Annotated in this window: 23 protein-coding genes; 11 read left to right on the top strand and 12 right to left on the bottom strand. The window is 63.0% G+C overall.

What is annotated here, in order from left to right; genetic code table 11:
- Window positions 1-11 precede the first annotated feature (11 nt).
- Window positions 12-1238, bottom strand: coding sequence for a peptidase T (gene pepT / locus AB5Y93_RS04075; protein WP_253584630.1), 1227 nt, complete (start codon window positions 1236-1238; stop codon window positions 12-14).
- Between the two features lie 1025 nt (window positions 1239-2263).
- On the opposite strand from pepT, the gene speA reads away from it, so the two are divergent.
- Both speA and AB5Y93_RS04065 read left to right on the top strand, forming a co-directional pair.
- Complete coding sequence (gene speA, locus AB5Y93_RS04070; RefSeq protein ID WP_042882536.1) at window positions 2264-4165, top strand: biosynthetic arginine decarboxylase; 1902 nt, start codon at window positions 2264-2266, stop codon at window positions 4163-4165.
- Between the two features lie 256 nt (window positions 4166-4421).
- Window positions 4422-4610, top strand: coding sequence for a hypothetical protein (locus AB5Y93_RS04065; protein WP_010674183.1), 189 nt, complete (start codon window positions 4422-4424; stop codon window positions 4608-4610).
- Window positions 4611-4655: 45 nt separating this feature from the next.
- Here AB5Y93_RS04065 and AB5Y93_RS04060 read toward each other — a convergent pair whose 3' ends face one another.
- Together AB5Y93_RS04060 and AB5Y93_RS04055 are read right to left on the bottom strand one after the other, a co-directional pair.
- Window positions 4656-4943 (bottom strand): hypothetical protein, encoded by a 288-nt coding sequence (locus tag AB5Y93_RS04060; protein WP_266141471.1) that lies wholly within the window; start codon window positions 4941-4943, stop codon window positions 4656-4658.
- A gap of 163 nt (window positions 4944-5106) precedes the next feature.
- A complete protein-coding gene (locus AB5Y93_RS04055) occupies window positions 5107-7215 on the bottom strand; it encodes a putative bifunctional diguanylate cyclase/phosphodiesterase (protein WP_368228852.1) in 2109 nt (702 codons plus the stop codon).
- Window positions 7216-7662: 447 nt separating this feature from the next.
- On the opposite strand from AB5Y93_RS04055, the gene AB5Y93_RS04050 reads away from it, so the two are divergent.
- The gene (locus AB5Y93_RS04050) at window positions 7663-8250 is read left to right on the top strand and encodes a histidine phosphatase family protein (protein ID WP_128345136.1); all 588 of its coding nucleotides are present in this window, start codon (window positions 7663-7665) and stop codon (window positions 8248-8250) included.
- A 48-nt stretch (window positions 8251-8298) separates the two neighbouring features.
- On the opposite strand, the gene AB5Y93_RS04045 is transcribed toward AB5Y93_RS04050, so the two are convergent.
- Window positions 8299-11442, bottom strand: coding sequence for a DUF3427 domain-containing protein (locus AB5Y93_RS04045; protein WP_368228851.1), 3144 nt, complete (start codon window positions 11440-11442; stop codon window positions 8299-8301).
- 153 nt (window positions 11443-11595) lie between these two features.
- On the opposite strand from AB5Y93_RS04045, the gene AB5Y93_RS04040 reads away from it, so the two are divergent.
- Window positions 11596-12063: a hypothetical protein gene (locus AB5Y93_RS04040; protein WP_268451949.1), complete on the top strand. Its 468-nt coding sequence runs from the start codon at window positions 11596-11598 to the stop codon at window positions 12061-12063.
- A gap of 110 nt (window positions 12064-12173) precedes the next feature.
- Entirely contained in the window at window positions 12174-12542 is a 369-nt protein-coding gene (locus AB5Y93_RS04035) for a VOC family protein (RefSeq protein WP_042017439.1), read from the top strand.
- Window positions 12543-12566: 24 nt separating this feature from the next.
- Here the strand turns inward: AB5Y93_RS04035 and AB5Y93_RS04030 are convergent, their stop codons facing one another.
- Both AB5Y93_RS04030 and gdhA read right to left on the bottom strand, forming a co-directional pair.
- Window positions 12567-12770 (bottom strand): DUF3955 domain-containing protein, encoded by a 204-nt coding sequence (locus AB5Y93_RS04030; RefSeq protein WP_319887548.1) that lies wholly within the window; start codon window positions 12768-12770, stop codon window positions 12567-12569.
- 184 nt (window positions 12771-12954) lie between these two features.
- On the bottom strand, window positions 12955-14298 hold the full coding sequence (gene gdhA / locus AB5Y93_RS04025; RefSeq protein WP_368228850.1) for an NADP-specific glutamate dehydrogenase: 1344 nt from the start codon (window positions 14296-14298) through the stop codon (window positions 12955-12957).
- A gap of 568 nt (window positions 14299-14866) precedes the next feature.
- Here gdhA and rluF point away from each other — a divergent pair.
- Window positions 14867-15880 carry a 23S rRNA pseudouridine(2604) synthase RluF gene (gene rluF / locus AB5Y93_RS04020; protein ID WP_102948228.1) on the top strand — a complete coding sequence of 338 codons (1014 nt, stop codon included), beginning with the start codon at window positions 14867-14869 and terminating at the stop codon, window positions 15878-15880.
- 86 nt (window positions 15881-15966) lie between these two features.
- On the opposite strand, the gene AB5Y93_RS04015 is transcribed toward rluF, so the two are convergent.
- Window positions 15967-17199, bottom strand: a complete 1233-nt coding sequence (locus AB5Y93_RS04015) for an MFS transporter (protein ID WP_368228849.1) — start codon at window positions 17197-17199, stop codon at window positions 15967-15969.
- Entirely contained in the window at window positions 17192-17695 is a 504-nt protein-coding gene (locus AB5Y93_RS04010; protein ID WP_368228848.1) for a nucleoside deaminase, read from the bottom strand. Before AB5Y93_RS04010 ends, AB5Y93_RS04015 begins: the two co-directional genes overlap by 8 nt.
- A 122-nt stretch (window positions 17696-17817) precedes the next feature.
- On the opposite strand from AB5Y93_RS04010, the gene AB5Y93_RS04005 reads away from it, so the two are divergent.
- A complete protein-coding gene (locus tag AB5Y93_RS04005; protein WP_368228859.1) occupies window positions 17818-18660 on the top strand; it encodes a LysR family transcriptional regulator in 843 nt (280 codons plus the stop codon).
- A 16-nt stretch (window positions 18661-18676) separates the two neighbouring features.
- Here AB5Y93_RS04005 and AB5Y93_RS04000 read toward each other — a convergent pair whose 3' ends face one another.
- From AB5Y93_RS04000 to AB5Y93_RS03990, 3 genes are all read right to left on the bottom strand, one after another.
- Window positions 18677-19144, bottom strand: coding sequence for a GyrI-like domain-containing protein (locus AB5Y93_RS04000; protein WP_052815113.1), 468 nt, complete (start codon window positions 19142-19144; stop codon window positions 18677-18679).
- Window positions 19145-19164: 20 nt separating this feature from the next.
- A complete protein-coding gene (gene rsmS / locus AB5Y93_RS03995) occupies window positions 19165-19320 on the bottom strand; it encodes a pleiotropic regulatory protein RsmS (protein ID WP_010674200.1) in 156 nt (51 codons plus the stop codon).
- Window positions 19321-19404: 84 nt separating this feature from the next.
- The gene (locus AB5Y93_RS03990; RefSeq protein WP_010674201.1) at window positions 19405-19872 is read right to left on the bottom strand and encodes an acyl-CoA thioesterase; all 468 of its coding nucleotides are present in this window, start codon (window positions 19870-19872) and stop codon (window positions 19405-19407) included.
- A 173-nt stretch (window positions 19873-20045) separates the two neighbouring features.
- Here AB5Y93_RS03990 and AB5Y93_RS03985 point away from each other — a divergent pair, with 173 nt between their 5' ends.
- Both AB5Y93_RS03985 and AB5Y93_RS03980 read left to right on the top strand, forming a co-directional pair.
- Window positions 20046-20696, top strand: a complete 651-nt coding sequence (locus AB5Y93_RS03985) for a tellurite resistance TerB family protein (protein ID WP_042015902.1) — start codon at window positions 20046-20048, stop codon at window positions 20694-20696.
- 160 nt (window positions 20697-20856) lie between these two features.
- The gene (locus tag AB5Y93_RS03980; protein WP_368228847.1) at window positions 20857-21315 is read left to right on the top strand and encodes an N-acetyltransferase family protein; all 459 of its coding nucleotides are present in this window, start codon (window positions 20857-20859) and stop codon (window positions 21313-21315) included.
- A 26-nt stretch (window positions 21316-21341) separates the two neighbouring features.
- Here the strand turns inward: AB5Y93_RS03980 and AB5Y93_RS03975 are convergent, their stop codons facing one another.
- A complete protein-coding gene (locus AB5Y93_RS03975) occupies window positions 21342-22790 on the bottom strand; it encodes a PLP-dependent aminotransferase family protein (protein WP_053288572.1) in 1449 nt (482 codons plus the stop codon).
- A 120-nt stretch (window positions 22791-22910) separates the two neighbouring features.
- Between AB5Y93_RS03975 and AB5Y93_RS03970 the strand changes: the two genes are divergently transcribed.
- Window positions 22911-24482 carry a cytochrome ubiquinol oxidase subunit I gene (locus AB5Y93_RS03970; protein WP_368228846.1) on the top strand — a complete coding sequence of 524 codons (1572 nt, stop codon included), beginning with the start codon at window positions 22911-22913 and terminating at the stop codon, window positions 24480-24482.
- A complete protein-coding gene (gene cydB, locus AB5Y93_RS03965) occupies window positions 24482-25609 on the top strand; it encodes a cytochrome d ubiquinol oxidase subunit II (RefSeq protein ID WP_368228845.1) in 1128 nt (375 codons plus the stop codon). The genes AB5Y93_RS03970 and cydB overlap by 1 nt, the downstream gene beginning before the upstream one ends.
- The last annotated feature ends 21 nt before the right edge of the window (window positions 25610-25630 follow it).

Genomic DNA, 25630 nt, shown 5'->3' with positions numbered 1-25630 from the left:
TCCTTGCTCCCTTACTCTGCCCGCCAGGCAGAGGTGAGGCGCACCAGCGCCACCAGGGTGGCGACCGCTTTTTCCATGGATTGCAGGGGGATGAACTCGTGCTTGCCGTGGAAGTTGTGGCCGCCGGTGAACAGGTTCGGGCAGGGCAGCCCCATGAAGGAGAGCCGGGCGCCGTCGGTGCCGCCGCGAATGGGTTTGATCTTGGGCACCACGTCGGCGGCCTCCATGGCGGCTTTGGCCAGCTCGACGATGTGGGGATGGGGTGCTATCTGGCTGCGCATGTTGCGGTAGTTGTCCGCTATCTCCAGGGTGATGCGCGCCCTGGGGGCGTCCAGCTGAAGGGAGGCGACCCGCTCCTTGAGCTGGGCCTTGCGGGCGGCGAAGCAGTCATCGTCGAAGTCGCGGATGAGGTAGTGCAGGGTGGTCTCCTCCACCGTGCCCTCCATCCGGGCCAGGTGGAAGAAGCCCTCATACCCCTGGGTGCACTCCGGGGTCTGTTCGGCGGGCATGGCGGCATGGAAGCGGGCGGCCAGGGTCTGGCTGTTGATCATGCTGCCCTTGGCGGTGCCGGGGTGGACGTTGTTGCCTGTGATGCGCACCGTGGCGCTGGCGGCGTTGAAGTTCTCGCATTCGAGCTCGCCGAGCTCGCCGCCATCCACCGTGTAGGCCCACTTGGCCGGGAAGCGGTCCAGCGGGAAGCGGTCGGCACCGCGCCCTATCTCCTCGTCCGGGGTAAAGCCGACCCAGACATCGCCACGGGGGATCTCGGGGTGAGCCTGCAGGTATTCCACGGCGGTGAGGATCTCGGCGATGCCCGCCTTGTCGTCGGCCCCCAGCAGGGTGGTGCCGTCGGTGGTGATGAGATCCTGCCCCAGGTAGTTTTTCAGGAAGCGGTACTGGCGGATGGCCAGCACCTCGTCCCCTTTGCCAAGGCAGATATCGCCCCCCTGATAGTTCTCGACTATCTGGGGAACGACGCACTCGGCCTCGTAATCGGCGGTGTCCATGTGGGCGATGAGCCCGATGGCGGGGGCATCCGGCTGGTTGCCCGGCAGGCAGGCGGTGAGGTAGCCATGCTCGTCCAGGGTGACCTGGCTCAGCCCCATCTGCGTCATTTCATCGCGCAGGGCCCGGGCGAAGAGGCGCTGTCCCTCGCTGCTGGGGCAGGCAGGATTGGTCGCATCGGAGCGGGTATGAAAGGTGAGGTAGTGGAGAAAGCGCGAAAGCAGGGTGTTCATGGGCAAGCCTCGGGTCACGAAAGAGGAGTCATTGTGGCCAAGACGGCGGCGCCGCTTATTGCGTCAGCGCAGTTTTTGATGATTTTGTGGGAGAGAGGAGGGCCATCGAAGGGGAGGGGCGGGGATCATTGCTCGGCAGTTTGCATAAAAATTCCAAAATAAAAACTGGTTAAGCAATTGCGAAAAAGCTGAATTTCCCCTCGGCCCAGCGCTGGCAAGGGGTGACCCGAAATGCGTGACTTGTTGGTTATTTTCATCGCCTCGCCCACGCACTCCCACCCCCCGCCATCCCAGAGCCCGCCTTGCTGGCAGCGAGATTTTGCCCCCCGATGAAAACCCGTTTTTTAACACGATTTTTTATTGTCACTGGCTGCGGTAAGTGTGTACACTCCGCGCCGATCCAAGGGCAACCCTGCGCAGGCCGCGTCCGCCAGACCCGCAGGATCATGACGCCTATAGGGCGAGGCACGCAGAAACGACAGACACTGCTGGGGAATGGTTTCTTTAATACCGGTTAGGCTCCGGTATCAGGGAGAACAACGGACTCTCATCTTTCAGCTGACCGAGTGGGCTCCGGGCTCATCATCTCCCTTGTCATGGGCGGTCACTGGCGTTGAGCGGGTCGTAGTGGTTGTCGTCCATCAACACGATGCGTGCTGACGTCTTCCCTTCTCTTCCTTGAAACCCTCTCCTGTCCGTCGGGATGGCTGCCGAATGATGAACAAACGGCGTGGCTGATGCCGATTGTCATCAAAGTACCGCGGTACGCCGGCAAGGTGTTACCGCATACCGTTGAGCTTGATGTAAAGCCACCAGCCCCACATCAAGACTCGTTACTTCCCAAGATCCACCAGGCAGCCTTGGCTTGCCGCGATGTGCAATGAACAGGATGTGGCGGAGCATGCTCCGTTGCGGGTCCAACGTCAGCAGGCCGCTCTGGCTTGCCGCATTTTGCAATCAATGGTCTGGATGTGATTGAGGGTAACGAAGGCGGCCCACGGCCGCTCATTTGCGAGGCATAGCCCATGACTAACTGGTCCAGCAAGGACTCCTTGAAGGTCTACAACGTTCCCTACTGGGGTGCGGGTTTTTTCAATATCAATGACGCCGGTCATGTGACCGTCTCTCCCGACAAGTCTCGCCCCGAGGCTCAGATCGTGCTGTCCGAGGCCATCGAGCAACTGCGCCAGTCCGGGCTGACCACGCCGGTGTTGCTGCGTTTCCCCGACATCCTCAAGAGCCGGGTCGATGCGCTGTTCAACGCCTTCGGTCAGGCCATCGAAAAGTCAGGCTATGAAGGGGATTACCTGTGCGTTTACCCGATCAAGGTAAACCAGCAGCGCCGCGTCATCGAGACCATCAGTCAGTCCTACAGCGACAAGCCGAGGCTTGGGCTGGAAGCGGGCTCCAAGCCCGAGTTGCTGGCCGTGCTGTCCCATCATCATGAGCAAGGGTCCGTGATCGTCTGCAACGGTTACAAGGACCGCGAATACATCCGCCACGCCCTCCTGGGCAACCTGATGGGCCACAAGGTCTACATCGTGGTGGAGAAGCCCTCCGAGCTGGAAATGGTGCTCGACGAGTCTGCTCGTCTCAACATCAAGCCCAACATCGGGGTGCGCGCCCGTCTGGCGTCCACCGGCTCCGGCATGTGGGAATCGAGCGGCGGTTCCATGTCCAAGTTCGGTCTCTCTGCCTCCCAGATCCTGGCGCTGGTGGAGCGTCTGCGCAGCCTCGGCAAGCTGGACTGCCTGCAACTGCTGCACTTCCACCTGGGCTCCCAGATCGCCAACATCCGCGACATCCAGGGCGGCATCCGCGAGTGCGGCCGCTTCTACGCCGAGCTGTGCCGTCTTGGCGCAAAGGTCGAGGTGGTGGACGTGGGCGGCGGCCTGGGTGTGGACTACGAGGGCACCCGTTCCCAGAGCCACTGCTCCGCGAACTACAGCCTCTCCGAGTACGCCAACAACGTGGTCTGGGGCATCGGCGATGTCTGCCGCGAGTTCGACCTGCCGCACCCGACCATCATCAGCGAGTCCGGCCGTGCCCTGACTGCACACCACGCCGTGCTGGTCACCAACATCATTGGTGCCGAAGGGGTGGAGGTGAACGACATCAGCGCCCCGGACGAGGACGCGCCCACCATTTTGCAGAACATGTGGAAAGGCTGGCTGGACCTGCGCGGGGAAGATCCCTCCCTGCTGGAGATCTTCCACGACTCCGTGGCGGATCTCGGTGACGTCAACGCCCAGTACACCATGGGCCTCTTGAACCTGGAGCAACGTGCCTGGGCCGAGATGCTGCACCAGAACACCTGTCTGGCGCTCAAGGAGCTGCTGAACCCAGTCAACCGCAACCACCGCGCTCTGGCCGACGAGCTCTCCGAGAAACTGGCGGACAAGTGCTTTGCCAACTTCTCCCTGTTCCAGTCCCTGCCGGATGCCTGGGGTATCGGTCAGGTGTTCCCGGTGATGCCGCTGGCCGGCCTCGAGCGTCCGCTCACCCGCCGCGGCATCCTGATGGACATCACCTGTGACTCCGATGGTCAGGTGGAGCACTACGTCGACGGTCTGGGGGTGGAAAGCACCCTGCCGATGCCGGTCTACGGTGAGCACGAAGAGTGCCATGTCGGCTTCTTCCTGGTGGGTGCCTATCAGGAGATCCTGGGGGATCTGCACAACCTGTTCGGTGACACCCACTGCGCGGAAGTGTGGCTGGATGAAGAAGGCAAGATGGACATCCGCAACGTGGTGCGTGGCGACACCGTCGACCAGCTGCTGCGTTACGTCAACATCGACCCGTCCGTGATCCGCGAGAACTACCAGCGCATCGTCTCCCACCCGGCGCTGGACGACGAGACCCGCAAGGCCCTGCTCGACGAGCTGGAGCTGGGTCTGCAAGGCTACGCCTACCTGGAAGACGAATAAGCCAGCGGCTTGTTCTCCGTCGGTCAAATGACGGACATGAAAAACGGCGCCTTCGGGCGCCGTTTTTGTTGTGCTGTTGCCTGGCTGGGGCCGGTTGGGGGGCTCGGTCACCCTGGCTGGGGGCATCCGGCCCCGGCCAGATCCGGCCACTGCCCGCTTCTACCTGTCACCTCCCTTGATCCAGGTCAAGGGGGACTCGGGCCGCTTATTTTACGGTCAAGGGTGATGTTGGTGAATGACACATAAGGATGTGCGTATGGAACTCAAGAGGGACCCGAGATGCTATACCGACGTCTGTATCGACGGTAAGTGGTATCACTACGATCACTGCAGCACTCACGTTTATATGCTGATGGGTGGCGCCGCCCCCAGCCTGCAGCTTGCCCATGAACCCGGCAGCGAAGAGGAGCTGGTGGAGATGCTCCGCCAGCACCCTCAACGCTGACTGCCTGCGGGCCATCGGGGGTATCGTCCCGGCGGCCCGCCTTGTTCAGCCCGCCTTGCGGCCCAGGATCTTCTTGCCCATCTCCAGCAAGGCCGTTGCCGCCGCATAGGCCTCGTCTGACTTGCCTATCTCGTCCGCCACGTAGAGAAAGCCGGATCTGTACTTCTCCACCGCCTCGCGGGGAGTGGCCGCGTCGATGAAATTTTCTTCCACCTCGAACCCTTGCGTCAGCAGCGCCTCCTTCTCCGTGAGGAAGGTGGGGGAGGCCATGTCGACATAGGTATATTGCTGACGGCGGGAGGCGGGGACGCTGAAGAACTGGTATCTGGCCATGGATGTGGCTCCTCTGAACGGGTGATCTGCCATGGGGGCGCTCGATGCGCCCGGCAAGATAAAGGAGCATTCGAGTCTTGCAGCAGACTACCTTGAGTCGTGAAGGGACGCAATCGGGCTGGTGATCACTCTGGCGACATGGGCGCAGCGCCTCACCTGCTTGTCAGGCAAGCACACCTTCCAGCACCCGCTGGGGAGTCTCGGGAGCGCAGTGGACAAGCAGTTGCTCCCCGGTCATGGGGCGTCCGAGCAGGTAGCCCTGCAAGGTGTCGCAGCCCAGCTCGGTCAGCAGGTCGCGCTGCTCCGGGGTTTCCACCCCCTCTGCCACGATGCGCATCTCCAGGGCCTGACCCAGGGCGATGATGGCGGCGATGATGGTGGCATCGTCGCCTCCCCGCTCCAGGGTAGTGACAAAGCCCCGGTCAATCTTGAGCTCGTTGGCGGGGAAGCGCTTGAGGTAGAGCAGGCTGGAGTAGCCGGTGCCGAAGTCGTCGATGGAGATGCCAAGGCCGAGCTCGGCCAGACGGTTGAGGATGGCGAGGCTCTCCTCGGCCTTCTGCATGGCGGTGGATTCGGTGATCTCCAGCGTCAGGTGACGGGCCTCGAGCCGATGGCGGGCGAGGGCGCCCTGTACCTCCTCCAGCAGCCCAGGGCTGGCGAGCTGGATGGTGGAGAGATTGACCGCCACACTCCAGTCGTGATGACCCGCCGCCCGCCAGGCGCTCATCTGGCGGCACGCCTCGTCGATGACCCAGTTGCCGATGGGGATGATGAGCCGGCTCTTCTCCGCCAGCGGCAGGAAGCTGGCCGGCGAGACGGCACCATGCTCCGGGTGCTGCCAGCGCAGCAGGGCCTCGGCGCCGACCACCTGGCCGCTGCGGGCACAGTATTTGGGCTGGTAGTGCAGGGCCAGCTCCCCCCGCTCCAGGGCGTGTTGCAACTCCTTGTGCAGCAGGAACTGCTGGTGGGCGTTGGCGTTCATGGCGCTGTCGAAGTAGTAGTAGTCGTTGCGCCCCTGCTCCTTGGCGTAATACATGGCGGCATCGGCGTTGAGGGTCAGCTCGTGCAGGCTGGTGCCATCCTGGGGATAGACGGCAATGCCGATGCTGGCGGTGATGTGCAGGCTGTGGTGCTCCCACTCATAGGGCTGGGCCAGGGTGGCCAGCAGCCGCTCGGCGAAGGCTGTGGTCTGGCTCACATCCCCCGGCGCCAGTGCCAGCACGAACTCGTCCCCGCCAAAGCGCGAGGCGGTGTCGCTGGCTCCGAGCAGGCCGGTGATGCGCTGGGCCACCTCGGCCAGCAGCAGATCCCCGGTGTGGTGGCCGTGGGCATCGTTGATGATCTTGAAGCCGTCGAGATCGAGAAACAGCAGGGAGAAGCTGCGCTGGCTGTGCTGACACTCCTGGATGCGCTGCTCCAGCCGATCGGCAAACAGCAGCCGGTTCGGCAGCCGGGTCAGGCTGTCATGGAGCGCCAGCTTGAGCAGCTCGTCGTGGGCCTGGTGCAGGGAGGTGGAGAGCCTGGCGGCGTGGGCATCCAGCATGGAGAGCACGAAGGCGATGGCGAACACCGCCAGGGTCACGATGATGACCACGGTTGCCAGCCACTGGGTATTGAGACCGGTGTAGAGGGCCCCGCACAGGCTCTCTGCGGGGAACTGGGCCGCCGCCATGCCGGTGTAGTGCATGCCGATGATGGCCGCCCCCATCACCAGGGAGGCGAGGGCCTTGCTGAAGAAGGCGCGGGGCGAGCTGTTGCGCAGGCGAAACGCTATCCAGAGTGCGGCACCCGAGGCGAATACCGCGATAAGGATGGAGAGGATGAAAAGCCCAGGCAGGTAGTGGATGCCGGGTTCTATTTTCATGGCCGCCATGCCGATGTAGTGCATGGTGGCAATGCCGGCCCCCATCAGCACGGCCCCGAACAGGATCTGGTGCCAGGGGAGCTGGGGACGACTCACCAGCCAGAGCGCAAAGGCCGAGGAGCCGATGGCCGCCACCAGGGAGAGACCGGTGAGGGTCAGATCGTATCCCAGCGCGATGGGCAGGTTGAAGGCGAGCATGCCGATAAAATGCATAGACCAGATGCCGAGCCCCATGGCGAAGGCTCCCCCCGCGAGCCAGAGCACGGCGGCCCGTCCCCGGCTCTGGCTCACCCGGCTGGTCATGGTCAGCGCCGTGTAGGAGGCGAGCACCGCCACCAGGATGGAGAAGAACACCAGATCCTGGCTGTAATAACTGTCGAGCATGGGGTGGGTTGGGGTCACGTTCATTTACTCTGGGGTACATCAGGGCCTGAGCCTGGGCCGGGTCAGGGGAAATCGGGTGGCAGATTGTACACCAGGCGTCCCTGTCGTGAGCCAGAGATACGTACCAAAATGGCCCCCGGATCAGAGCAAAAACTCTGTCTTTTCTGGCATTGGCCGCCATCCTGTGACCGATAAACCGGCACATCCCCATTTTATCCCGTCTGAACAACAAGATAGGGGAGCATGGGGCGCTTGCCACGGCGCGCCGGGCCCGTGGGGAAGGCGTGTGGTATGCGCACAAGGCGCCTGTGCGATAAAGGTGCGCAGCCCCTGTCGCCCTTTCACGATCGCCGCAGACCATGCGCTCAAGGAGTCAGCACAAGCCTGCATCCTCCGGGTCTTGGTTGACCCGGTACATCTGTTATCATCTTCCCCCTGTTTTCTTATCTCGTTGACTCTGCTGGAGAAACCATGTCTCGAACCCTCTATTTGCTGCGCCATGGCCAGACCCGTTACAACGCCGAATTGCGGTTGCAGGGGCGGTGCAACTCCGAGCTGACCCCCAGGGGAGAAGCCCAGGCCCTCGCCATGGGGGCCCGTCTGGCCAAGCTCCTGACCGAGCCCACCGACTGGACGATCTACGCCAGCCCCCTCGGCCGGGCACGGCAGACGGCGGAGCGGGTGTGTCAGCAGCTTGGCTTGGACCAGGAGCGCATCATCTGGGATGAGCGGCTGGTGGAGCTAGGGATGGGGGAGTGGGAGAGTCGCCGGGTGCCCGAGCTGCTGGCGGCCCACCCCGAGCTGGATCTGGAGGAACCGGACTGGTATCTGCGGGCCCCCCATGGCGAGAGTTTTGAGAGCATTCAGCGCCGGGCCCGGCAATGGCTTGAGGACGAGCAGATTGCCGAGCAGGCCATCGTGGTTTCTCACGGTCTCTTTGGCGCCATGCTGCGCGGCGCCTATGTGGATCTGGACTACACCACCACCTGGCTTCAGGAGCTGCCGCAGGATGCCTTCTTCAAACTCAGTGGCGGTCGCATAGAGCGGATTGCCTGCTGACCACACGAAGGCGGCCCGCCGTGGGTGGGCCTTGTTGTGATGGGTCGCTCAGCCAACTGCCAATTTGGCCGCTTCTTTCCACATAAAAGGCGGCATCGGAGTAGTGAGACGCCATTTAATGTTCATCGGTTGGCTACCGCTGTGGGAGATGTACTCCACCTCACCGAAGTTCACAAAGCCAAGGGTGCGGCCAAATTCATCTTTGCTCTGCTCACGAACGAACAGAAACAAACGCTTACCTTCTGCTCTGTGGTTTATGTAACTCAGCCCCTTACCTCGCTCTGGGCGAGCGCTGTTTTGGCTCTGCCAATGGAACAGCGACTCGTTGATGGCGTAGTCGTGATAACGGGTGGTGGGGGAGAAGTGCTGCTCCGTTTTGTTCAAGGTCACGAACAGCAACTCGATATTGTGCTCTGCGATGACATATACCCCTTCGCGAGCCGAGGGCTGTTGCGTGAAGGTGGTTGCCCCAAAGCCAACCAGCACCTGCTCTCTGGCATAGCGAGCATGCAGTTGTAGTGGATTGCCGGGAAGATCTGGCATGGCTCTTTGTTCGTGCTGCACCCGGTTGATCAGCATGGGCAACAGATCTGCCAGCTCGGCCCTCAACTCAGGTTGATTGAGTTGTTTCAGGCTGTGCGCCAACGTTCTAAAGCCTGCGTTGGGGCCGCTTTGTTGCCAGAAGTCGTAATGGCACATTAAGGCCATCCGCTCATCGTGTTCAGCCGTTAAGGTAAAGGCGCTTTCCACCAAGGTTTGTAAGAAGTTCAAGTAATGGAGCGCATCGCAGCCCAATAGCCGGGTTTTGATGGCCCGGGTGTAGAGGGTCGACAGCTTCTCATCGCTCATTTCAGAAACGGTATGGTTGTGGGCCTGTTTGACCAAGGCGATCCAATTGCCGCGCTTGTAGATCTCCTCAAGGCTGATATGAGGGTAGAACTTCAGAAAATTCGCCAGTGTCAGCGGTAAATCGCAATCCTGTGAGAAACGGCGGATCAGGCCCATGAGGCGCGAGGTATTGAGAGTCGCCTTTTTGATATTGCTCAGAATTAACTCTTGGGTCTGTTTTGAGAGCTCGATGCGGCAGCCCAAGGGGGCGTGAGGGAAGCCCTGTTTGATCTCGTGGCTGATCGCCTTATTGGTTTTACCCACCAGTGCCCGGAATTTCTGGGCAAAGTCATACTCCGCACGGGCATTCCCAACAAAGTCCAATACGGTGCAGCACTCTTTATCGCTCGCCAGCCGCAGGCCACGTCCCAATTGCTGCAAGAAGATGGTGAGGCTTTCCGTTGGTCGTAAAAACAGCAAGGTATCGACTTCCGGGATATCAACCCCTTCGTTGAAGATGTCCACCACGCAGAGAATATTGATAACGCCGGTACGCAAATCTTGTTGCTTACTATGTCGCTCGTCTCGGTTATCGCTAGTGAGGATGTCAGCCTTGATACCCTTCAATAAAAATGCCTTGCACATAAAGTCGGCATGTTCACGGCTCACACAAAATGCCAGTGCTTTGATCTTGGTAATATCGGTGACGATCTCATTGAGGCTCTGGACTATCTTCTGTACCCGCTGCTGATTGTGGGTATAGATATTGGTGAGCTCAGTGATGTCATAACGGCCATTTTTCCAAGTCACTTGGTGCAAGTCAGTATCATCATCGATACCAAAATATTGGAATGGACAGAGATGGCGACGATTGATGGCCTCGGGCAAGCGGATTTCTGCTGCGATGACACCACAAAAGTCGGCAAGAATATCACCGCCATCATGGCGCTCTGGCGTTGCGGTTAATCCCAACAGAATGTGAGGTTCAAAGGCGGCGAGCAGACCGCGATAACTGGCCGCCGCAATATGGTGAACCTCATCAATGACGATGTAATCGAAATAGTCTTGACTAAGACGTAAATTAGCCAGCTGGTTATTCAAGGATTGCACCGAGGCAAACAGCTGACGGTAGTGGGTTGGCACGGCGCCGCCGACCAAGAGTTCGCCAAAATTTGATTGCTTGAGCACTCCGCGGTACGAGGCTAATGCTTGGCGCAAGATCTCCTCTTTGTGGGCGACAAACAGAAACTTGGCATCGGGTTTGGTTTTCAAAAAACGCGCAAAATCAAAGGCGGAGATCAGAGTTTTCCCTGTACCGGTAGCCGCTACCACCAAGTTACGAAAGCGCTGGTGTAAAGCGCGCTCCATCGCCAATTGTTCAAGGATCTCCAGTTGATGGGGAAACGGCGTGATATCAAAGAAATAGGCAGGGTTATTTCTGTCCCCATCCCCACGGGCCTCTTGCAGTGCATGCTGCAATTTTGTACGGCTTTCGAGCTTGCCATCAAACAGCTCAAAATCATCGGATTCCCAATAGGTTTCAAAGGTACTCAGGGATTTCTCGATAATATGAGGGATCTCTTGCGAGGTGATTTTTAGGTTCCACTCCAAGCCGCTGGTGAGGGCAGAGTGAGAGAGATTGGAGGAACCTATATAGCCGGTATGAAAACCGGTATTTCGGCAAAAGAGATAGCTCTTGGCATGCAACCGCTCGCGCTGGGTGTTATAGCTGAGTTTGATTTCGGTATTTGGGAGGCTGGCTAAAAATTCAACTGCCTTGGCGTCGGTCGCCCCCATATATGAGGTAGTAATTACTTTTAATTGGCGGCCGCTGCGAGTGAACTCTTCCAGCTCATGACGGAAAATACGGATACCTGCCCACTTGATAAATGAGACCAGCCAGCAGATGCTATCTGCCGATAATATCTCCCGTTTAATCTCTGACTCCATCGACAAACCCGCATTGCTGCCGCAGAACAGCTCACTTTGCGTTAGACCGGTCAGAGGGGAAATATCGTCAACATATTGTTTTAAATTGGCAGAGATGGGGTTATCCAACTGGTAGAGCGCGGTCAGAATTTTTCCCTGACTGTCGATAAGGTTCTCGCCAATAAAGTCTGGGTCTTGTATGCGATCTTTTAGCCAAAGCAATAACTGGTTAGCCAGCTCAATCTGCCGTTGTAATGGGTCATCGCCAGTGACCGAGCCTACAGCATATTCCAACACACGAGTTAGGAATCGTGATAACCAGACTGCGGCCTCCGCAGACTCCAGTTGTCGTTCCCCGATGTAGAAATGCGATCGATCTAGTCTTGATGCCAACAGTTGTGTGATGAGTTGTTCATAAATACCACATTGCTGCATGGTGACTGACCTTGAATCTTGTGCATAGGGGGAGTAGGCAGGGTATCATTTTTTTTAGCTAAATCAGTAAGGTGTTATCTAATTTTGCCCATTTGAAGATCTATCTAGCCATGGGCGGCGAAGATAGAGAAGGCGAACCACAGGGAGGTGGTGATGGATCCAATATCTTATCTTTTTTCGGCTTATCTCAATCTGGTGCAGCAACAGGTGACGGATATCTATGGCACCGAGCTAAAAACGCTGGTAGTGCCCTATGAGGGAGAGCAGGTTCCCTTCTCTTTCCAGCTCTGGCAGATAAAACAGCAAAGTGTCTGCCGTCCCTACGAGCAAGATGTGCGGCGCTTCAGTCAGTGCACGGTCAAGGCGCAGGCACTGTTTGGCAAACTGTGCGATGACCTGACACGACAAGACGACAGCAGTTGGCAGCTTCCCAAGTACCGCACCATGTACTGCTCAGCGGCTGTCGGTTATCGCCCCATGATTGCGGAGATCGCCGACGCCCAGCAGAGCCCGGGGAAGCTCGCGGAGCGGGCCTGTAATCAGGCCATTCTGGCGGCCATGGGCAGTGATGACGAAACCCTGCTGGCCCAGCGTGACAAGGCGTGTGCTGCCGTGCGTTAAGGTATTTCCCTAGTCAAAATAAGTGGTTAGCCCTCCTGTGCACCATGCCACAGTTTCTATTGAGGCGGGTGGGTATGATGGTGCGGCAATCACCACCACAGGGAGAGACCATGATCAGCCATATCGACCATCTGGTATTGACGGTCAGCGACATTGAGCGGGCGGTGGCGTTTTACAGCGGCGCCTTCAAGATGGAGCCCATCACCTTCGGGGCAGGCCGCCGGGCGCTGCGCTTTGGCAACCAGAAGATCAATTTGCAGTTGCTGGGGGAGGAGGCGCGCAACCGGGCGCAGGTGGGGTCGGGGGATCTCTGCCTCATCACCCGCTGGCCCCTGGATCAGGTGATGGCCCAGCTGGCGAGCCAGGGGGTCGAGATAGTGGAGGGGCCTGTGATGAAAAGCGGTGCCTGTGGCCCCATCGAATCGGTCTATTGCCTGGACCCGGATCGGAACCTCATCGAGATCAGCCGTTATTGCTGAGCTCCTGGCACCTTGCGGTTTGTGTCACTGCTCCCTGGTGCGCCCCTTGCGCAGCAGAGGGATCACGGTGAGCACCATGCCGGTGAAGAGCAGCAGATAGCCCAGGGGCAGCAGGGCGAAGGGCTCGTGCAGGAAGCCCTGGGCATCGAGGGTGGAGCCCAGCAGGTTGAATGCCACAAAGCAGCCGAGCCCGGCCAGGATCAGCAGGGCGCCTATGGTCGTTGTCATCTCGTTCTCCTCGTTCGCGTATGGAAGAGGGGGGAGGGTGTCATGGCTGGGTGAAGCGAGCGTGAAGTGGTATCGGGCATGCAACCTGCGTCGCCCAGGTTAAAGCAACAGCTATGCAGATAACACAACAGGGCAGCCATGGGCTGCCCTGTTGCTTTGGGGGATGTCACGGGAAATGGCGTGACTAGCAGACCCCTTGCGCCAACATGGCGTCGGCCACCTTGACGAAGCCGGCAATATTGGCGCCGCTTTCGTAGTTCACATGGTCATCATCCTGACCGTAACGGACACAGGTGGCGTGGATGCTGGTCATGATCCCCTTGAGGCGGGCGTCCACCTCCTCCCGGGTCCAGGAGAGGCGCTGGGCATTCTGGCTCATCTCGAGGCCCGAGGTGGCAACCCCGCCGGCGTTGGCCGCCTTGCCCGGGGCGAACAGCACCTTTGCTTCGTGGAAGAGACGGATGGCGGCGGCGCTGGAGGGCATATTGGCTCCCTCCGCCACCAGCTGCACGCCGTTGGCAATAAGCTGCACCGCATCTTCGGCATCCAGCTCATTCTGGGTGGCGCAGGGGAGGGCGACATCTGTCGCCAGGTGCCAGGGGGTGCGGCCGCTGAAAAACTCGAGCCCGAGCTCATGGGCATAATCCGCCACCCGCTTGCGCTGCTCGTTCTTGAGTTCCATCAGGCGGGCCAGCTTCTCGGGGGTGAAGCCCTCGGGATCGTAAACGGTGCCGCCGGAGTCGGAGGCGGTGATAACGCGGGCGCCGAGGGCCATCGCCTTCTCGATGGCGTATTGGGCCACGTTGCCCGAGCCCGACACCGAGACCCGCAGGCCATCGAGGGACTGGCCGCGATGGGCCAGCATGGCTTCGACAAAGTAGAGCAGGCCGTAGCCGGTGGCTTCCGGACGAATGAGGCTGCCGCCAAAGGAGAGTCCCTTGCCGGTGAAGACGCACTCGGCGCTGTTGGTGAGCTTCTTCATCATGCCCGCCATGTAGCTCACCTCGCGCCCGCCCACCCCGATGTCGCCCGCCGGCACGTCGGTGTTGGCCCCCAGGTGGCGATAGAGCTCCAGCATGAGGGCCTGGCAGAAGCGCATCACTTCTCCTTCGCTCTTGCCCTTGGGATCGAAATCGCTGCCCCCCTTGCCACCGCCCATGGGCAGGGTGGTGAGGGCGTTCTTGAAGGTCTGCTCGAAGGCGAGGAATTTCAGCACCGAGAGATCCACCGAGGGGTGGAAGCGCATGCCGCCCTTGAAGGGACCGATGGCGGAGCTGTGCTGCACCCGGTAGCCGCGGTTCACCTGCACCCGACCCTGGTCATCCACCCAGCTTACCCGAAACTGCACCAGGCGCTCGGGTTCCACCAGTCGCTCCAGCAGGCCGTGTTGCAGGTAGCGGGGGTGGCGCTCCACATAGGGCCAGATGGAGGCGATCACCTCGCTCACGGCCTGGATGAACTCGGGCTGGTGAGGGTTGCGGCTGGCGACCTGGGCCAGGAAGGCCTCCTGGGAGAGGGAATGACTCATCTTTAACTCCTGTCGTGAATGATGAAAGTGGCGTCCTGCCAGAGAGGGGATCATGCCCGTCCTCAGGGTTCGCGGGGCTCAAGGGGCCCGTTGTTGCGCCCCGATGGGGGTGTCATTTCCCGTCGTCGGCGGGTCAGAGCAGATAATTCGCGATGACCAAAATCTTTTTATGCATTTTTGCTGGATAAATATCAAGCGTTAGATCATCTGGCTATCTGCCAAAGGCCGCACCCTATCTTCGGCGGCGGGGGCCCGGCCCATGAAGTGAGCACCATGAAGTGAAAAGAGGCGGGGAGTGCGCGGTGCAGCCCAATCAGGGCCGCGGCGTCACCGCACGCTGGATAGGGGGCCTGCTGCTGCATCAGGGGCAGGACCCCCTGTGAGCCAGCGGCCAGGGTGCGACGGGGCCGGGCGCGGGCGCGTGCAATGTGCTACTGTAGCGGCGTTTTTTGCCGAACATGCAGGGTGCAGGCCCTTATTTCATGGAGTTGTATGCAGACGAACCCGACCACAGCGCGGCTGATCCAGCCAGCCATTCTCAAGGCCCATCCGACCGGGGAGGTGACCCATGCTGGCTGATGAATCCATGCGCCTGAACAAATACATCAGCGAGAGCGGCATCTGCTCCCGTCGTGAGGCCGATCGTTTCATCGAGCAGGGCAACGTCTTCATCAACGGCAAGCGGGCCGGGGTGGGAGATCAGGTGTTTGCCGGGGATCTGGTCAAGGTCAACGGCCAGGTGATCGAGCCGCGCGAAGCCGACAGCCTGGTCTTCATCGCCCTCAACAAGCCGGTGGGCATCGTCAGCACCACGGAGGCGGGGGAGAAGGACAACATCGTCGACTTCGTCAACCACAGCACCCGTATCTTCCCCATAGGGCGCCTCGACAAGGACTCCCAGGGGCTCATCTTCCTTACCAACCACGGGGATCTGGTGAACAAGATCCTGCGGGCGGGCAACGATCACGAGAAAGAGTACCTGGTGACCGTGGACAAGCCGGTGACCGACGAGTTCGTCCGGGGCATGGCGGCCGGGGTGCCCATCCTCGGCACCGTCACCAAGAAGTGCAAGGTGAAGCGAGAGGCCCCCTTCGTGTTTCGCATCACCCTGGTGCAGGGGCTCAACCGCCAGATCCGCCGCATGTGCGAGCACTTCGGCTTCGAGGTGACCAAGCTCGAGCGCATCCGCATCATGAACGTCAGCCTCAAGGGGCTGCCGGTGGGGGAGTGGCGCGACCTCACCGACGACGAGCTGATCGAGCTGTTCAAGCTCATTGAGGACTCCTCCTCCGAGGCCAAACCGGCCAAGGGGGCTCAGGTTGCCAAGCCCAAGGCGGCTGCGGCCGGCACCCCGGCCCAGGGCAAGAAGCCGCGGCGCAGCGACGATCACGAGATTGGCGGGCGGCCCAATGTGCCGGGCCCCGAGGCGTTCGAGAAGAAGAGTCCCGCAGGCAAGGGCGGGGCGGGTAAAGGGGCTGCCAGCAAAGGGGGGGCAGGTAAAAGCGCGCCCGGCAAGGGGGGCAAACCCGCCCCGGGCAAACCGCGGCCAGGGCAGGGCGGGCGCCAGAAGAAGGGGCGCTGAGCGCCAGGCCTTCCCACACCCTGATGAACAACACCGGCCAAGGCCGGTGTTGTGCTTTCTGGCCCCCAAGGCCGGTGCTCGCCGGATCAGGCAGGCTTGTGGCCTGCCGTCTGCACAGCCATGGCGTGCTCCGGGGGCAGGCCCATGGCCCTTGGGTAGTGGCGCGGGTTGAGACGCACCACCAGCAGGCTCATCAGGACCAGGGCGCCGAGCTGCCACTGCCAGGCGGCGGCGAAGTCACCGCTTGCATGGTGCAGGCGGGCCGCCACCCAGGGGCCGGTAGCCGCCACCATAAAGCCGACCCCCTGCATCAGGGCACAGAGGGCGCCCGCCCGGCGCGGGTCGGGCAGGTGATCCAGCGCAATCACCATGATGAGGGAGAAGCTTCCCCCAAGCCCGGCGCCGCACAGCAAGCACCAGAGCAGGGGGGCTGTCTGGGGAGCGAGCCAGAGGCCGCCAAAGCCCGCCAGCTGCATGGCGATGGCCAGCGCCATCCAGGGGCGGCGGTCCAGCCGACCGGCTGCCAGCAGGGGCAGGCCAAGGCCGCTCGCGGTCTGGGCCAGGGCGAGCCAGGCCATCAGCTCGCCCCCTTGCTGGGCGCTCCAGCCTGCCGCCATGTAGGCCGGGGCCAGCCAGGCCACGACGATGCCGTAGCCGCTGTTGATGATGCCAAAGCAGGCGATGAGCAGCCAGGTGCGGGGCAGGGGGAGCAGCCGCTGCTCCCCGGTGGGGACGGGCGTGCTGGCCGGGGCAGGCAGGGGCACCCGCCAGGCCAGCCAGCCGAGGGCCAGCAGCACCGGCAGGCCCCAGAGCGCCAGCGCCCGAGACCAGTCCAGATACTCGGCAAGGCGCGGGGTGAGCACGGCCCCGAGCGCCCCGCCCCCCATCATGCAGGCGGAGAAGATCCCCATCACCAGGGGCACCTTTTGGGCGAACCCCTCCTTGATGAGGCCGGGCAGCACCCCTTGCACCAGGGCCGAGCCCAGCCCGCACAGGGCGGCGCTGGCGATGAGCAGGGCGCCGCTCGCCAGGTCGACGCGCAGGGCGCTGCCAAGGGCGAGCAGCAGCAGGGCCGTCCCGAGCAGGGGGCGCGGGCCCGTGCGACCCAGGAGCGCCGGGGTGAGCAGCACGCCGACCCCGATAAGCCAGAGGGGCAGCAGGGTGACCCAGGCCAGGGTATCCACCCCGAGGGCCAGCCTCGCGTCGATGCGAGGGGCCAGGGGGCCGATGGCGGTGAGGAAGGGGCGCAGGTTGAGGGCGATGAGGATCACCAGCACCAGCAAGGCGCCGCTGCCCGGGGGGAGGCGGCGTTTATGCATGGGGCAGGGGACCGTAGAGGGTGTCGGCCGCGATGGGGCTCGCCAGCTTGATGAGGGGCAGGGGCGGCGGACTCAGCGGCAGTCGCAGCGCTGCGTAGGCGGCGCGGCTGTCATAGCCGAAGGGGGCGGCATCGTCGTTGTCAAAGGCGTAGTAGACCGCCTGGATGCCGTTCATCACCAGGGCTGACAGGCACATGGGGCAGGGGTGCCCGCTGGCATAGACGATGGCCCCGGCCAGCGGCCCCTGGCGACTCCCTTCCCGCAGCGCTTCCAGCTCCGCGTGACGGGTGGGGTCCCCCGCCTCCAGCATGCGGTTGACGGCGCTCGCCACCAGCCGGTTCTCCCTCACCAGCAGGGCGGCGAAGGGGCGCCCCCCTTGCTGGCGATGGGTCAGGGCCAGGTGCAGGGCCTGCTCCAGCCACTCCTGATGGCTGGGGGCCGAGGCGGCGGCGAGGGAGTTGAGGAGGCTGGCACCGGACTGGGAAGGGGGTGGCATGGTCATATCCTGGCAAAGAAGGGGGAGGACAGCAGCCTAGAGGGTCGCCGCATCATTTGGAAATTAAATGATAAAATGACTTCCAGTGGTTTTATAAATGGAGATTGCCCATGGAGCGCCCCCTGCTGGACCCCCAATTGCTGCAGAGCTTCGTCGCCATCGTCGAAACCGGCAGCTTTACCCGCGCCGCCGAGCGTATCCACCTCACCCAGTCCACCCTGAGCCAGCAGATGCGCCGCCTGGAGCAGCAGCTGGGTTGCACCCTGCTCGACCGATCCGGCCGCCAGGTGGTGACCACGGCCCAGGGGGAGACCCTGCTCGGGCTGGCGTGCCGCATCCTGGGGTTGCTGGCCCGGGCGGGGGAGCGGGTGAGCGAGGCGAGCCACCCCCTGCGCCTCGGGGTGCCGGAGGATTTTGCCGCAGGGGCCATGACCCCGGTGCTGGCCGCCTTCGCCCGCGCGCACCCGCAGGTGCGGCTGGAGGTGCAAAGCGATCTCAGCCATGCCCTGTGGCAGGCATTCGAAGGGGGAGAGCTGGATCTGGCCCTCATCAAGCAGGGACGCGGCCAGGGGGAGCCCATCGCCCGCTGGCGCGAGCCCCTGGCCTGGGTTGACAGCCGGGAGTGGCCCGCCGCCGGGCGCGATCCTCTGCCTCTGGTGGTGTTTCCAAGCGAGGGGCTCTACCGGCGCCAGATGACCGACGTCCTGGATGCCGAGGGGATCCCCTGGCGCATCGCCTACGTGAGCGGCAGTCTCGCCAGCCTGCAAGGGGCGGTGAGCGCGGGGATCGGGGTCAGCCTGCTGCCGGCGCGCCTGTTGCAACCGGATCAGGTGGTGCTGGCTCACTGGCCAGCGGTGCGCTCGGTGGAGCTGGCTCTGCACCAGGGGCCGGGCACGAGCGAGCCCCTCGCCCGGCTGGGGGAGGCGCTGATCGCGCTCTGTGACGAGGTGATGGGGCCGAGGTAGCCCGGGCGGTCAGGGGTCAGGCCAGGGCCTGTTTCGGCACCACGGCGAGCCAGATTTCCACTTCGCCGCTGCCGGTGGCGGCGTCAAAGCGGGCGCCGTAGCGCTCGAAATCCGGCTGCTGGGCAGATTGATAGTCCGATTGCGCGAGCCACGCCAGGGCCTGGCGCCAGGTGTGCGGCAGGGTCGTGACATGCCCCTGATGCAAGAAGATGGCGTAGGTCTGGGGGGCGATGCGCATGCGGCCAAGCCCGGGAGGCAGCACCTCCAGGGCGGCGACCTCCACCCCGCAGAGGTATTCGCAGTGGGTGTCGGTGGCGGCGCAGATGACGCCATAGGCGTGCTCCCCGAGCTGCCCCGGCAGGGGAAGCAGGGCGCTGAGGTCGCGCCACTGGCCGGCGAAGTCCCCCTGCTCGAAGGGGTGGTGACGGCGCAGCCCCCCGAGGAGCATGGCGCGGCCTTGTTCGATGCGAATGGGGGCTGACATGGTGCCTCCTGCGGGGGTGCTCAGGCCTCCCGACCTTCCTCGAGCTTGCGCTCATAATCCCGGCGAACGATGGCGAGTGCCGCCAGGGCCAGCGCGGGGGCGATGTGGTTGGTTTCCAGCAGTTCAATTAGATCCACCGCGAGCTGGACCTCGGGGGGGGCATTTTCCAAGGACATCTTGGGTTCTCAAGGGCAAGGGTGGTCGCCATTATAGCGCCCGGCGGCGCGAAGACACGCCCCGGCTGCCCGGGGCGGGACGGGTCACATGTGCTGGCGCATCTCCTTGTCCAGCTCCTCGCGCAGGGCCATCAGCTTTTTGGCGTACTGCTGCAACTGCAGATCGCTCTCGCTCACCGGCTGCCACTGGGGCACCGGAGTGGGTTTGCCATGCTCGTCCATGGCCACGAAGATGATGATGCAGTGGGTGGTCTTGCGCCGCTCCGGGTCGGTGGGGTGGCGGCTGTAGACATCCACCGCCAGGTGCATGCTGGTGGTGCCGGTGTGGATCACCTTGGCGTGTACCTCCACCAGCTGGCCTATCTGGATGGGGCGCAAGAAGCGGATGCCCCCCACATAGACGGTGACGGCATAGCCGCCACACCAGCCGGCGGCGCAGGCGTAGCCGGCCTGGTCAATCCACTTCATCACCATGCCGCCATGGACTTTGCCGCCAAAGTTGACATCGGCGGGTTCGGCGAGAAATTGCAGGGTCAGTTCACGGGCGCTCATGGTACTTCCTTATGTCGAGACAAGGGGGGACTCCTTGGCTGTCCCCCGGGGACAATAGCAGCGGTCGGGGCCGACACTGATCCAACCAGCGCCTCTTCTTGTCTGCGCCGTCATTCACCTTGAGTTCAGCGCAGGCGGCCCAGCATGACTCATCACGCGAGGGAGGAGGCCCCATGAAACAGATGCTGGAGCAATTGATGGGAGCTGGCAAGGGCTGGCTCAACGACGGTGGTGACACGCGCAAGGCCCAGATGAAGGGCATGGCGCAGGGGGGATTGGCCGCCGGGGCCATGGCGCTGCTGCTTGGCAACAAGAAGATGCGCAAATATGGCACCAAGGTGGCGGCGGTGGGGGGGGCGGCAGCCCTCGGGGGGCTGGCCTACAAGCTCTATCAGGACTGGCAGACCCAGCAGTCCACCCCGGCCCAGCCGACCCAGCCCCTGGACACCCTGGAGGGCAAGGCCCTGGATGCCCGCGCCAACCTGCTGGTGCGCGCCATGGTGGCGGCGGCCCGGGCCGACGGCCACATCGATGCCGCCGAGCGCCAGAAGATCCAGGAGTACCTGACCGAACAGGGGGAACGGGATGCGGCCCGCTGGATTGACGCCGAGCTCTCCCGCCCCCTCGACCCCCATGTCCTGGCGCGAGAAGTGACCGACATGGAGCTGGCGACCGAGGTCTACCTCGCCTCCCTGCTCACCATCGAGGTGGATCACTTCATGGAGCGCGGCTATCTGGACGAGCTGGCGCGGGCCTTGAAGCTGGATGACAACCTCAAGGGGAGCATAGAGCGCCAGGTGGCCCAGCTGGGGGCGCCGGGTTGATCCCGCATTGCCATCAGGATTGTCCACAAGGCCCCGTCATGAGGCCTTGTCGTTGCCGGGGGGCTGTTGATTGCCGTGACGAGCCGATAAGATGCGGGTTCCAAAGGGTGACCGCCGAGCCTCTTTCCTCGCTGGCGACCCTCACTGCAAGGAGCATCAGGTGGACATTCGCAAGGCAACTGAACAGGATATCGACGCTATTTTGGCCCTGAACCGGCAGATAGGTCAGCTCCACTTCGAGCAGGTGCCCGAGGTGTTCTGCCCCCCGTCCCTGGAGGACAGGGCCTTCTTGCTCGGCGCCATTGCCGACGAGGCGCGTCTTTTCTGCGTGGCGGTGGTGGCGGGAGAGGTGGCGGGCTTTCTCACCGCCCGCATCGACCTCAACGAGAGCGTCCCCTTTCTCAGCAAGCTGCCCGTCTGCCGCATCACGACCGTGGTGGTGGATGAGGGGCAGCGCTCCCGGGGCATCGGCCGGGCGCTGATCGCCCACGGGGACCAGTGGGGCAAGGCACGGGGCGCAAGCCAGTTGCGCCTGGAGGTGATGGCTTTCAACGAGCGGGCCAGGGCCCTCTACGAGCAACTGGGCTTCAAGGCCCAGTCACAGACCATGGCCAGGTAAGGCGCATTCGCTTGCAAAAGGGCCCGTTACGGGCCCTTGTCGTGTGAGGCGTCAGGGGGGCTCTGCCAGGTTTCCCGTTGCCGGGCGATGAGACCCGCAAGCCGGTTGAGCGCCGCGTCCAGCTGCGGGCTCCAGGGATGGGAGCTGTTGAGGCGCAGGCAGTGGTTGTGCTGGCCCTGGCTGGAGAAGAGGGCCCCGGGGGCGATGGAGACCCCCTGTTCGATGGCGCTGGCATAGAGCGCCCGGCCATCGAGGCGGGCGTCAAATTCGAGCCAGAGAAAGTAGCCCCCGTCCGGGGAGGAGATGCGCGCCTCGGGGAAGAGGCGCATCAGGGCTGCCCGCATCTGCTGCTGGCGCTGGGCCAGGGTGTGGCGCAGGCGGCGAAAGTGGGCGTCCACCCCGCCCTGGCGCAGCATGTCGGCCAGCGCCAGCTGACTGGGCACATTGGTCGAGAGCGTCGACATCAGTTGCAGCCGCTGGATGCGCTCGGCGTGGCGCTTCGCCACCACCCAGCCGACCCGAAAGCCCGGCGCCAGACACTTGGTCCAGGAGCCGCACAGCAGGCTCTCTCCCCGCGCATCCCAATGGGTGATGGGCCTTGGCCGCTCGCGCCCGACATAGAGCTCCGCGTAGACGTCATCCTCCACCAGGGGGACCTGATGGCGGTTGAGCAGCCCCATCAGCGCCTGCTTGTGCTCATCCGGCATGGTGTGGCCGAGGGGGTGCTGCACATTGCCCATCAGCCAGCACGCCTTGACGGGGCGCTGGGCGAGGGCCTCCTCCAGCAGGGCGAGATCGATGCCCACCCCGGGGATCACCGGGATCTCCACCACCTTGAGCTTGAGCCGCTCGATGGCCTGCAGGGCGCCGTAGAAGGTGGGGGACTCCACCACCACCCAGTCGCCGGGCTCGGTCAGCACCTGAAGACTGAGGGAAAGCGCCTCCATGGCCCCCGTGGTGATGATGATCTGCTGGGGATCCACCGCCATCCCCTCGCCGGCGTAGCGCCGGGCGATGGCGCGGCGCAGCGCCTCGTTGCCGGGGGGCAGATCTGCCACCGTGCTGAAGGGGTCTAGGCGGCGCATGCAACTGCCGAGGGCCCGACCGAGTTGGGGGTGGGGGAAGAGGGTCGGGTCCGCCACCGCCATGCCAAGGGGCACCAGCTCCCGTGACTTGCTCGCCTGCAGCACCTCGAACACCAGATCGTTGATGTCCACCGAGCCGCTGTAGCGGGCCTGCTGGGGCTGGCTCTCCCGCCGGGCCGTGCTCGCGGCCTTGACGTAGTAGCCGGACTGGGGCCGCGCCAGGATGAGGCCCCGGCTTTCGAGCAACTGATAGGCCTGGAGCACCGTCATGGGGCTGAGGCCATGGGTCTTGCAGCTCTGACGAATGGAGGGGATGCGCTCCCCCGGCTGCCAGAGCCCGCTCGTGATCTGCTGTTGCAGCTGGTCTGCCAACTGGCCGTAGCGGGACATGGTGGGCCCAAACTGTTATAGGTGTTTTTCACTATAACTGCATCTGTTATAGGTGTCATGGACCATGGTGTACTTGGCGGGCGAAAACCTGTCCGTTAAATGCAACATAGAGAGTCATGCATGATAAGCCTGGATGATGTGGTCAGCCTCTCCCGAATACAGTTCGGGGCGACGGCGATGTTCCACTTTCTGTTTGTGCCCCTCACCCTGGGGCTGTCCTGGATCCTGGTGATCGCCGAGTCGGCCTACGTGATGACCGGCAAGGTGATCTACAAGGACATCACCCGTTTCTGGGGCAAGCTGTTTGGCATCAACTTCGTGATGGGGGTGACTACCGGGATCACCCTGGAGTTCCAGTTCGGGACCAACTGGGCCTATTACTCCCACTACGTCGGCGATATCTTCGGCACGCCGCTGGCGGTGGAGGGGCTGATGGCCTTCTTCCTCGAGTCTACATTGGTGGGCCTTTTCTTCTTCGGCTGGGACAAGCTCTCCCGCGGTCAGCACCTGCTGGTGACCATGCTGGTGGCGCTCGGCTCCAACCTCTCCGCCCTCTGGATCCTCATCGCCAACGGCTGGATGCAAAACCCGGTCGGCGCCGAGTTCAACCCCATGACCATGCGCATGGAGCTGGTGGACGTGGCCGCGGTCATCTTCAACCCGGTGGCCCAGGTCAAGTTCGTCCACACGGTGGCGGCAGGCTATGTGGCGGCCTCCCTGTTCGTGATGGGGGTGAGCAGCTGGTATCTGCTGCGCGGCATGGAGGTGCGCTTCGCCCTGCGATCCTTTGCCATCGCCTCGGGCTTTGGCCTCGCGGCCATCCTCTCTGTCATCGTGCTCGGGGACGAGTCGGGCTATCGCTCGGGGGAGGTGCAGAAGGTCAAGCTCGCCGCCATCGAGGCGGAGTGGGAGACGGAGCCCGCCCCGGCTTCTTTCACCCTGTTCGGCCTGCCGGATCAGCGTGCCGAGACCACCCACGCGGCCATCAAGATACCCTATCTGATGGGCATCATCGCCACCCGCTCCCTGGATGAGCAGGTGACGGGCCTCAAAGATCTGAAAGCGCAGCACGAGGCGCGCATTCGCAGCGGCATGCTGGCCCACGAGGCGCTCGAAGCGATGCGGGCAGATGGCAGCAACCAGGCGGCCCGCGCCACCTTCGAGCGCCACCGCAGCGATCTGGGCTACGGCCTCTTGCTCACCCCCTATGCCAAGGAGATTGGCAAGGCGGACGAGGGGGCCATCGCCAAGGCGGTGGAGGACTCCATCCCCCAAGTGGCGCCGCTGTTCTGGAGCTTTCGCCTGATGGTGGGCATCGGCGTGGCGTTGCTGGCGCTCTTTGCCACCGCCTTCCTGCAACTGTGCCGGGGCAGGCTGGTGCAATCCCCGCGGCTGCTCAGGGCCCTGCTCTGGTCTATTCCGCTACCCTGGATTGCCATCGAGGCGGGCTGGTTCGTGGCGGAGTTCGGTCGCCAGCCCTGGACCATCAGCGACGTGCTGCCGGTGTCGGCCTCCGTCTCCCTGCTGCAACCGGGGCAGCTCTGGTTCAGCCTCATCGCCATCTTCCTCATCTACAGCAGCCTGCTGGTGGTGGAGTTGTTCTTGTTGCGTCATCTGATCCGCAAAGGGCCTGCCAGCCTGCAGACGGGTCGTTATCAAGGTGAAGTGTTGCAAAACGGGAGTCCTGCCTGATGGATTACGAAACCCTGAAAGTGATCTGGTGGGGGCTGGTGATCTTCCTGCTGGTCGGCTTCGTGGTGATGGATGGCTTCGATCTCGGGGTCGGCATGCTGCTGCCCGTAGTCGGCAAGACGGATGACGAGCGGCGGGTGCTGCTCAACAGCGTAGGGCCGGTGTGGGAGGGCAACCAGGTGTGGCTCATCGCCGGTGCCGGCACCCTGTTTGCCGCCTGGCCCCTGGTCTATGCCGCCGCCTTCTCGGCGCTTTACGTGCCCTTCATGTTCCTGCTGTTCGGCCTCTTTTTGCGCCCGGTGGGCTTTGACTATCGCAGCAAGCTGCCGGACCCGGTCTGGCGCCGCTGGTGGGACCGCGCCCTGGTGGTGGGTGGTCTGCTGCCGACCCTGGTGTTTGGTGCCACCCTTGGCCTGGTGCTGCAAGGGCTGCCGTTTCGCTTCGATGCGGCCCTTCGCATCCACTATGGCGCCTTTGCGTTCCACTGGCCGCTGCTGTTGACCGCCATGGGGACGGCGCTGGCGCTGCTCTTGCTGCACGGTGCCAGCTTCCTGCAGTGCAAGACCCAGGGGGCCATAGCAGCGCGCAGCGCCCGCCTCGCCCTCTGGCTCGGCCCCCTGGCGAGCGCCCTCTTTGCCCTTGGCGGCGTCTGGCTTGGGGAGATGGCGGGGTATCGCATCACGGCCATCGGCGATCTCAACGGCGCCCTCACTCCGCTGATGAAAGAGGTGGTGGCGGTGCCGGCGGGCTGGCTTGGCAACTTTGTCGCCCATCCGGTGCTCTGGGCCGTGCCTGTGCTCGGGCTCCTGCTGCCCCTGGTGTGCGCGCTGGCAAGCCGCCTCGGCAAGCCCGGGCTGGCGCTCGTTGCCAGCGGCGGTGCCTGCGCCGCCATGATGCTGACCGTGGCCATCGCGCTCTTCCCCTTCGTGCTGCCCTCGTCCCTGGATCCGGCCAGCAGCCTGACCCTGTGGGACAGCACCTCCAGCGAGCGCACCCTGCTTATCATGCTGGGGATTGTCGGGGTACTGATGCCGGTCAACATCGGCTACACCCTCTGGGTATACCGGGTGGTGCGCGGCAGGGTCAGCGCCGAACAGGTGCGCCAGCACGGCCACAGCCTCTACTAATCCGCTTCAACACAAGGATCA

It is taken from the genome of Aeromonas sp. R10-1, assembly GCF_040908465.1.
Classification (GTDB): Bacteria; Pseudomonadota; Gammaproteobacteria; order Enterobacterales; family Aeromonadaceae; genus Aeromonas; species Aeromonas caviae.
The sequence above is the reverse complement of the archived record's forward strand: the minus strand, read 5'-3'. Positions and strand labels throughout refer to the sequence as shown.

Bases quoted from the DNA above. Each gene is read 5' to 3' on its own strand.
- AB5Y93_RS04035 (WP_042017439.1), top strand. From the start codon at position 12,174: ATGATCAGCCATATCGACCATCTGGTATTGACGGTCAGCGACATTGAG.
- AB5Y93_RS03990 (WP_010674201.1), bottom strand. From the start codon at position 19,872: ATGAGCGCCCGTGAACTGACCCTGCAATTTCTCGCCGAACCCGCCGAT.
- pepT (WP_253584630.1), bottom strand. From the start codon at position 1,238: ATGAACACCCTGCTTTCGCGCTTTCTCCACTACCTCACCTTTCATACC.
- AB5Y93_RS04050 (WP_128345136.1), top strand. From the start codon at position 7,663: ATGTCTCGAACCCTCTATTTGCTGCGCCATGGCCAGACCCGTTACAAC.
- speA (WP_042882536.1), top strand. From the start codon at position 2,264: ATGACTAACTGGTCCAGCAAGGACTCCTTGAAGGTCTACAACGTTCCC.
- cydB (WP_368228845.1), top strand. From the start codon at position 24,482: ATGGATTACGAAACCCTGAAAGTGATCTGGTGGGGGCTGGTGATCTTC.
- AB5Y93_RS04060 (WP_266141471.1), bottom strand. From the start codon at position 4,943: ATGGCCAGATACCAGTTCTTCAGCGTCCCCGCCTCCCGCCGTCAGCAA.
- AB5Y93_RS04010 (WP_368228848.1), bottom strand. From the start codon at position 17,695: ATGCCACCCCCTTCCCAGTCCGGTGCCAGCCTCCTCAACTCCCTCGCC.
- AB5Y93_RS04015 (WP_368228849.1), bottom strand. From the start codon at position 17,199: ATGCATAAACGCCGCCTCCCCCCGGGCAGCGGCGCCTTGCTGGTGCTG.
- AB5Y93_RS03985 (WP_042015902.1), top strand. From the start codon at position 20,046: ATGAAACAGATGCTGGAGCAATTGATGGGAGCTGGCAAGGGCTGGCTC.
- gdhA (WP_368228850.1), bottom strand. From the start codon at position 14,298: ATGAGTCATTCCCTCTCCCAGGAGGCCTTCCTGGCCCAGGTCGCCAGC.
- AB5Y93_RS04040 (WP_268451949.1), top strand. From the start codon at position 11,596: ATGGATCCAATATCTTATCTTTTTTCGGCTTATCTCAATCTGGTGCAG.
- AB5Y93_RS03975 (WP_053288572.1), bottom strand. From the start codon at position 22,790: ATGTCCCGCTACGGCCAGTTGGCAGACCAGCTGCAACAGCAGATCACG.
- AB5Y93_RS04000 (WP_052815113.1), bottom strand. From the start codon at position 19,144: ATGTCAGCCCCCATTCGCATCGAACAAGGCCGCGCCATGCTCCTCGGG.
- rsmS (WP_010674200.1), bottom strand. From the start codon at position 19,320: ATGTCCTTGGAAAATGCCCCCCCCGAGGTCCAGCTCGCGGTGGATCTA.
- AB5Y93_RS04045 (WP_368228851.1), bottom strand. From the start codon at position 11,442: ATGCAGCAATGTGGTATTTATGAACAACTCATCACACAACTGTTGGCA.
- AB5Y93_RS04065 (WP_010674183.1), top strand. From the start codon at position 4,422: ATGGAACTCAAGAGGGACCCGAGATGCTATACCGACGTCTGTATCGAC.
- AB5Y93_RS03970 (WP_368228846.1), top strand. From the start codon at position 22,911: ATGATAAGCCTGGATGATGTGGTCAGCCTCTCCCGAATACAGTTCGGG.
- AB5Y93_RS04055 (WP_368228852.1), bottom strand. From the start codon at position 7,215: ATGAACGTGACCCCAACCCACCCCATGCTCGACAGTTATTACAGCCAG.
- AB5Y93_RS04030 (WP_319887548.1), bottom strand. From the start codon at position 12,770: ATGACAACGACCATAGGCGCCCTGCTGATCCTGGCCGGGCTCGGCTGC.
- rluF (WP_102948228.1), top strand. From the start codon at position 14,867: ATGCTGGCTGATGAATCCATGCGCCTGAACAAATACATCAGCGAGAGC.